We start from the raw sequence: 6,652 nt of genomic DNA, 5'->3' as shown, positions 1-6,652 counted from the left end.
GCCAAGGCCGCTCCTACGAAGAGCCATGTGCCGGATCCTGGCCGCCGATGTCGCCGCGAGGGCGTGCCTCCCACAGGGTCCGGTGCGGCACCGCCCGATTTTGTGGGAGGCCCGCCCTCAGGGCGATGCTCTTGTGGGTTTCGACCGCCAACGAGTCTCCAGCGCCCGTTCGCGGCCAGGGCCGCTCCTACGAAGACCCGTGCCTGCGCCGAGTGGTCGTTTTTCTCGTTTCCCGGGGATAGGCGGGCGGCGTGAATGGTCTGCTATAGCGGCGGCACGCTTGCGTGACGCCGTCATCGGCTGCACCTTCCCAGCAAGGGGGCCGTAGGCAGGCCAGATACGAGACGAGGTAATCCATGAGCTGGGATCGCGCCGACGCATTCATCATCGACATCGAGGTCACGGACGAGCATATCGACGGGCTCGGCCACGCCAACAACGCTGTGTACGTGACCTGGCTGGAGCACTGTGCCTGGGAGCACTCGAAGAGCCTCGGGCTGGGGCTGGACGACTACCGCCGGCTGGACCGGGCGATGGCCGTGCTGCGGCACGAGATCGACTACCTGGCCAGCGCCTACGCCGGCGATCGCCTGCAGCTCGGCACCTGGATCGTCGATTCCGACGGGCGCCTGAAGATGAACCGTGCCTTCCAGCTGATCAGGCCGAGCGACGGCTCGACGCTGGTGCGGGCCATGACCACCTTCGTCTGCATCGAGCTGTCGAGCGGGCGGCCCAGGCGCATGCCGACGGAATTCGTCGAAGGCTACGGCAAGGCGCTGGTGCAGCCCTATCCGCTGGAGCTCTAGCAGGCCGTTGAAAAACTACCTGCGTTGGCAATAACACGGGAGGGCGATCAGCTGCCGCCGCGCTGCTCGGGCTTCATGAGGTCGGCGTCGCGGCGCTCCTTGGCGTTCTCGCGCCAGTCCTCCTGCACTTCGACCTCCATCTTGCGCTTCCTGTCGGTCTCGCCGTCATGGCCGCCGGTGTGCTGGTCGAGGTGCTGTTCCTGCATGGCGCTGCCGCCGTCGGTGTCCGCGGTGCGGTCCCGCTCGTTGGCCAGCGCGGCGGTGGAAAGCAGGGCAGTGAGCAGTATCAAGATGGACGTCTTCATCGGGTTTCTCCCGTTATCGACAGGTTTGGCGACATAATCCGCCTCCCTGATTCCGACCCCGAGGGCCGAGGGATTGTTCGTCTCCTGTCCATTTGCCCGTCGCCCCATCCGATGACGCCGCGCAAGATCATCCATATCGACTGCGACTGCTTCTACGCGGCCATCGAGATGCGTGACGACCCGTCGCTGGCCAGCCGGCCGCTGGCGGTGGGCGGCGCGGCGGATCGCCGCGGGGTGATCGCGACCTGCAACTACGAGGCGCGCGCCTACGGGGTGCGCTCGGCCATGGCCTCGGCGCATGCGCTCAAGCTCTGTCCCGACCTGCTGATCCTGCGCCCGCGCATGGATGCGTACCGCGAGGCCTCGCGGGCGATCCACGAGATCTTTCGCGGCTACACCGAGCTGATCGAGCCGCTGTCGCTGGACGAAGCCTATCTCGACGTCAGCGATTGCCGCCATTTTTCCGGCAGCGGCACACGCGTCGCCCAGGACATCCGCCGGCGCGTCTGGGAGCAGCTGCGCATCACCGTCTCCGCCGGGGTGGCGCCGAACAAGTTCCTGGCCAAGATCGCCAGCGATTGGAAGAAGCCCGACGGTCTGTTCGTCATCACCCCTGACCAGGTCGAGGACTTCGTCGAGGGGCTGCCGGTCGATCGCCTGCACGGCGTTGGGCGCGTCACCGCCGAGAAGCTCAAGCGCCTGGGCATTCACGACTGCGGCCACCTGCGCCAGTGGTCGCGCGTCGAACTGCTACGCGAATTCGGCGTGTTCGGCGAGCGGCTCTACAGCCTGGCCCGCGGCATCGACCAGCGCCCGGTGAGCACCGACAGCCGGCGCCAGTCGGTGAGCGTCGAGCACACCTTCGACCGCGACCTGCCGGACCTCGCTGCCTGCCAGGACCGGCTGCCCGCGCTGCTGGACGAGCTGGCCGGCCGCATGGCGCGGCTGGACCCGGGCTACCGGCCGGTCAAGCCGTTCGTGAAGCTCAAGTTCCATGACTTCAGCCAGACCACGGTCGAGCAGAGCGGTGCCGGTTTCGCGCTCGACAACTATGCGGCGCTGCTCGCCGGCGCCTTCGCCCGCGGCGACAAGCCGGTGCGGCTGATCGGTGTCGGCGTGCGCCTGACCGACCGTTCGGCGGGTTTCGAGCAGCTCCACCTATTCTGACGTCGTTCGGGTACGGCGCTTGCTCCATCGACGGCGCAAGCGAAGAGGTGACGAAGGGCCGGCGTTTCCCCCTCCAGACGCAAGTCGCTGCCTGTGTTTCAGGCAGTTTTATGACGTAATTATGGCGTTATTTTTACGTCTTATCGCTAAGCGACAAGATTTAGACACTACGTAGAAAAGGTTGATACAGTTCACCTTTTGTGGTGGCAAATTAATATCGTCGATCATTCAGGCGGCACCCGGTTTCGGGGGCGCCGGAGGTTTCAACAGTGTTGTTCAGGAATCGGCGGCCGGCGATCGGCGGACAGCTGGGCATAGAGGCGAGCCCGCAGGGTATAGCCCTGGCTCAGGTGCAGCGGCGTGCGGGCGATGCTCCGCAGCTGCTGCGCTGCGAATACCGCGAGGCAGCGGCGTCGGCCCAGCTGGAGACCCTGCGTGCCATGGTCGAAGCGCACGCGCTCGAGGGCCTGCCCGTCAATTTTCTGCTGCAGCCGTCCGACTATCAGATCTTTCTCCTCGAGTGCCCGGACGTTCCGCCCGAAGAGCTGAGCGCGGCCATGCGCTGGCGCGTGAAGGACGTCATCACCCAGCCGCTTGATGACGTGGTCATTGACAGTTTTCCGTTGCCCGACGACGCCTATCGCGGCCGTACCCGCATGGCCTATTGCGTGATGCTGCCCAAGGCCCGGATGAACGCCATCGCCCGCCTCGTCGAGCAGGCCGGCCTGCGCCTGGCGAGCATCGACATCGGCGAGATGGCTTCGCGCAACCTCGGCCTGCTGGCCGGCGCCGAGGGCATCAACCTCGCGCTGCTGCAACTGCGTGCCGACGACGGCCTGATCTGCGTGCAGCATGGCGCCGACGTCTACATGGCGCGGCGCATCGAGCACGGCCTGGCGCGGGCCGGCCAGGACCTCGACGGCATCACCCTGGAGATCCAGCGCTCGCTCGACTATTTCGAGAGCCAGCTCGGCCGGGGCTACATCGCCCGCATGCTGTTGCTGCCGATGGAGCAGGGCGCCGAGCGCACTCACCAGGCACTGGCGAGCGGGCTGGCGGTGAACCTGCTGCGCCTGACCCTGGCCGACCTGTTCCCGGAACAGGCCGCCGATCTGCCGGAGGGGCTGCAGGCGCGCTGCATCGGTGCGGTCGGCGCCGCCCTGCGCGAGGGAGTCGCCTGATGAAGAACGTCAACCTTTACCAGCCCGAGCGACCGAGCCGCCGCGGCCCGCGCCCGCGGCAGCTGCTCGCTGCGCTGGCGGCCGTGGTGCTGCTGATGTCGCTGCATGCCGCCTGGAGCGGCTGGCGTCTCGCCGATGCCGGGCGCGCCGCCGAGCGGGCCGAGCAGCAGGCGCGCGCCGCGGAGGCCGAACTGGGCGCCGTCAGCGGTCTGGCGATGCCGCAGGCCGATCCCACGCTGCCGGCGCAGCTCGCCGAGCAGGAAACCACCAACCGCCACATCGAGCGCCTGGCGGCCTACCTGGCGACGCTGGATGCGCAGCGCGGTATCGGCTTCGCCCCGACCCTGGCCGGCCTGGCCGAACGGCACCCGCCGAGCGGCCTGTGGCTGACCCGCATCCGCCTGGCCGACGGCGGCGAGCGGCTGGGGTTGCAGGGGCTGGCCGAGCGGCAGACCCTGCTCCCGGCCTATCTGCAGAGCCTCGGCCTCAGCGCCGCGCTGGCCGGCCGCACCTTCGGCCAGTTCGACGTCCAGCGCGAGGGCGACGGCCTGCTGCGCTTCACGTTGTCCTCGCGCAAAGAGCAGGAGAACGGCGATGAATGACCTGCTCAAGCGCTGGCAGGCGCTGGCGGCACGCGAACAGTGGCTGGTCGCCGCGGTCGGCCTGGCGGTGCTCGGCATGCTCTACCTGACCCTCGTCGGCGAGCCGCTGGGTCGGCGCGTCGCGGCGCTGGAGAACCAGCGCGCGCTCGCCGAGACGCGCATGCACCAGGCCCGTGCCGCCACTGCCGAGCTGCAGGCGCGGCTGGCTGTCGACCCCGACGCCAGCATCCGCCAGGCGCTGGGCCAGGCCCGCGCGCGCGAAGCGACGCTGCTGGCCGACATCGATCGCACCACCCGCGCGCTGGTGTCCCCGGCGGCGATGAAGCGGCTGCTGCAGGACCTGCTGCGCGAACGGCCCGGCCTGGCGCTGGTGGCGCTGGAAAGCTTCAGCGAACCGCTGCAGCTGCCCGAGGCGCAGCCCGCGGCCGAGGCCGACGGCCGGCGCGCCGCCGTGCCGGCGCTGTACCGCCACGGCCTGCGGATTACCCTCGAAGGTGGCTACTTCGACCTGGTCGAGTACCTCGAAGCCATTCGCGACAGCGGCTGGCGACTGCACTGGGACCGGCTCGACTACCAGGTCGGCGAGGGCGGTCCGCAACGGGCACGGATTCGCCTCGAACTGCATACCTTGAGTCGTGAAGCGGGGTGGGTCGGTGTCTAGCTGGATTCTTCGTGCACTGGCCTGCGTCTGGCTGGCCGCGCCCGTGGCGGTCCTGGCCGCCGACCCGACGCAACCGCCGCGCCGGCTGCCCGCCGCCGATGCGCAGGCCGAGGCCGCCGTGCCGCTGAAACTGCAGGCGGTGCTGCGCAGCGCCGCCGCGCCGCGCGCCGTGATCAACGGCCAGTCGCTGCACGTCGGCCAGACGCTGGCCGGCGCGCGTCTGCTGGCGATCTACCCGAGCGCCGTACTGATCGAACGCCAGGGCCAGCGCGAGCTGCTCCGGCTGGCATCGCCCATCATCAAACCGAGTCGAAACACCCCATGACGTCTTCCGTATTTCCCCGCCTCGGGCTGATCGGCCTGATCGGCGTGCTGAGTGCCTGCCAGACCTTCAAGGACGGAGACGAGCGGCTTTACCACCAGGGCAACGCCGAGCTCGCGCGCAGCCTCGAACAGTCGCGCGCCGGCGTCGCGCCGCCGCCGGCGGTGCAGGCCGCGCTCATGCCGCCGCTGGCGCTGGAGGCCCAGGCGCCGGCCAGCGGCCCGCGCTTCGACGTGGCCGCCAACGACATGCCGGCCCGCGAGTTCTTCCTCAGCCTCATGGAAAGCGCCGGGCAGAACCTGCTGGTGCACCCGGAGGTGACCGGCAACATCACCTTCAGCCTGCGCAACGTGACGCTCGAGGAAGTGCTCGCCGCGGTGCGCGACAGCTACGGCTACGACTACCGCCGCACCAGCTACGGCTACCAGATCCAGCCGAACACGGCGGTGACCCGCACCTACAACCTCGACTACCTGAACGTGCAGCGCCAGGGCGCCACCGAAACGCGGGTCAGCTCGGGACAGGTGACCACCACCGAGGACACCGGCAGTACTGCCGGCGGCACCACCACCAGCAGCACCGCCAGCACCGTGCCGGCCAGCCTGCTGGTGACCACCAGCAACGTGAATTTCTGGGCCGAGGTGCGCGAGGTCATCGAAATGATCATCGGCGGCGAGCCGGGCAACAGCGTGGTGGTCAACCCGCAGTCCGGGCTGCTGGTGGTGCGCGCGTCCAGCCGCGATCAGCAGAACGTCGAGGAATTCCTCCGCCGCGCCCAGCGCAACCTGCAGCGCCAGGTGATCCTCGAGACCAAGATCCTCGAAGTGAACCTGTCGGAGGGCTTCCAGTCCGGGATCAACTGGTCGCAGCTGGCCAGCTTCGGCAACGCCAACATCACGCTGGGCCTGCAGGGTGATGCCCTGAGCGGCGCGCAGGATGTCGGCGGGGTGTTCAGCGCGGCGGTCAACGTCGGCGATTTCAGCGGCGTGCTGCAACTGCTGGAAACCCAGGGCGACGTGCGCGTGCTGTCCAGCCCGCGGGTCTCGACGCTGAACAACCAGAAGGCGGTAATCAAGGTCGGCACCGACGAGTACTTCGTCACCGACGTCTCGACCACCACCACCTCGCTGGTCGGCGGCACCACCGCGCCGGACCTGGACGTCACCCTGACGCCGTTCTTCTCCGGCATCTCGCTGGACGTGACGCCGCAGATCGACGAGACCGACCAGGTCACCCTGCACGTGCGGCCGACCGTCAGCCGCGTGCAGGACCAGAACAAGATCATCCAGCTCGGCGGCGAGGACAACACCTTCAACCTGCCGCTGGCGCTCTCGACCACCCGTCAGTCCGACTCCATCGTGCGCGCCCGCAGCGGCCAGGTGGTGGTGATCGGCGGCCTGATGGAGAACCGCAACACCAACAACGACGCCAACGTGCCCTGGGCCTCGAAGCTGCCGTTCGCCGGCAAGCTGTTCCAGCAGCAGCGCAAGTCCTTCCAGCAGTCCGAGTTGGTGATCCTGATGCGCCCCGAGGTGGTCAGCGACCAGGTCTGGCTCGAGCGCCTGCGCGAAAGCGCGGAAACCTTCAAGGGCCTGAGGTAAGGCGGCG

The 6,652-nt window shown here is 68.6% G+C and carries 8 protein-coding genes; 7 read left to right on the top strand and 1 reads right to left on the bottom strand.

Features of this window, described 5'->3' with window-relative positions:
• Positions 1-356 precede the first annotated feature (356 nt).
• The gene (locus tag H610_RS0119375) at positions 357-806 is read left to right on the top strand and encodes an acyl-CoA thioesterase (RefSeq protein ID WP_028241203.1); all 450 of its coding nucleotides are present in this window, start codon (positions 357-359) and stop codon (positions 804-806) included.
• A gap of 47 nt (positions 807-853) precedes the next feature.
• On the opposite strand, the gene H610_RS0119370 is transcribed toward H610_RS0119375, so the two are convergent.
• Positions 854-1,111, bottom strand: a complete 258-nt coding sequence (locus H610_RS0119370; RefSeq protein ID WP_028241202.1) for a hypothetical protein — start codon at positions 1,109-1,111, stop codon at positions 854-856.
• 111 nt (positions 1,112-1,222) lie between these two features.
• On the opposite strand from H610_RS0119370, the gene dinB reads away from it, so the two are divergent.
• The 6 genes from dinB to mshL all read left to right on the top strand — a co-directional run bounded on the left by dinB (position 1,223) and on the right by mshL (position 6,645).
• Positions 1,223-2,278 carry a DNA polymerase IV gene (gene dinB, locus H610_RS0119365; protein WP_028241201.1) on the top strand — a complete coding sequence of 352 codons (1,056 nt, stop codon included), beginning with the start codon at positions 1,223-1,225 and terminating at the stop codon, positions 2,276-2,278.
• 269 nt (positions 2,279-2,547) lie between these two features.
• Positions 2,548-3,459 (top strand): MSHA biogenesis protein MshI, encoded by a 912-nt coding sequence (locus H610_RS0119360; protein WP_152529132.1) that lies wholly within the window; start codon positions 2,548-2,550, stop codon positions 3,457-3,459.
• Positions 3,459-4,061, top strand: coding sequence for an MSHA biogenesis protein MshI (locus tag H610_RS0119355; RefSeq protein WP_028241199.1), 603 nt, complete (start codon positions 3,459-3,461; stop codon positions 4,059-4,061). The genes H610_RS0119360 and H610_RS0119355 overlap by 1 nt, the downstream gene beginning before the upstream one ends.
• Entirely contained in the window at positions 4,054-4,722 is a 669-nt protein-coding gene (gene gspM / locus H610_RS0119350; protein WP_028241198.1) for a type II secretion system protein GspM, read from the top strand. Before H610_RS0119355 ends, gspM begins: the two co-directional genes overlap by 8 nt.
• Positions 4,715-5,047: a Type II secretory pathway component gene (locus H610_RS0119345; protein ID WP_152529131.1), complete on the top strand. Its 333-nt coding sequence runs from the start codon at positions 4,715-4,717 to the stop codon at positions 5,045-5,047. Before gspM ends, H610_RS0119345 begins: the two co-directional genes overlap by 8 nt.
• Positions 5,044-6,645 carry a pilus (MSHA type) biogenesis protein MshL gene (mshL, locus tag H610_RS0119340; protein ID WP_028241196.1) on the top strand — a complete coding sequence of 534 codons (1,602 nt, stop codon included), beginning with the start codon at positions 5,044-5,046 and terminating at the stop codon, positions 6,643-6,645. The genes H610_RS0119345 and mshL overlap by 4 nt, the downstream gene beginning before the upstream one ends.
• Positions 6,646-6,652 lie beyond the last annotated feature (7 nt).

The sequence above is a fragment of the Stutzerimonas azotifigens DSM 17556 genome (genome assembly GCF_000425625.1).
Taxonomy (GTDB): domain Bacteria; phylum Pseudomonadota; class Gammaproteobacteria; order Pseudomonadales; family Pseudomonadaceae; genus Stutzerimonas; species Stutzerimonas azotifigens.
This window is presented reverse-complemented; position numbering and strand designations above follow the sequence as displayed.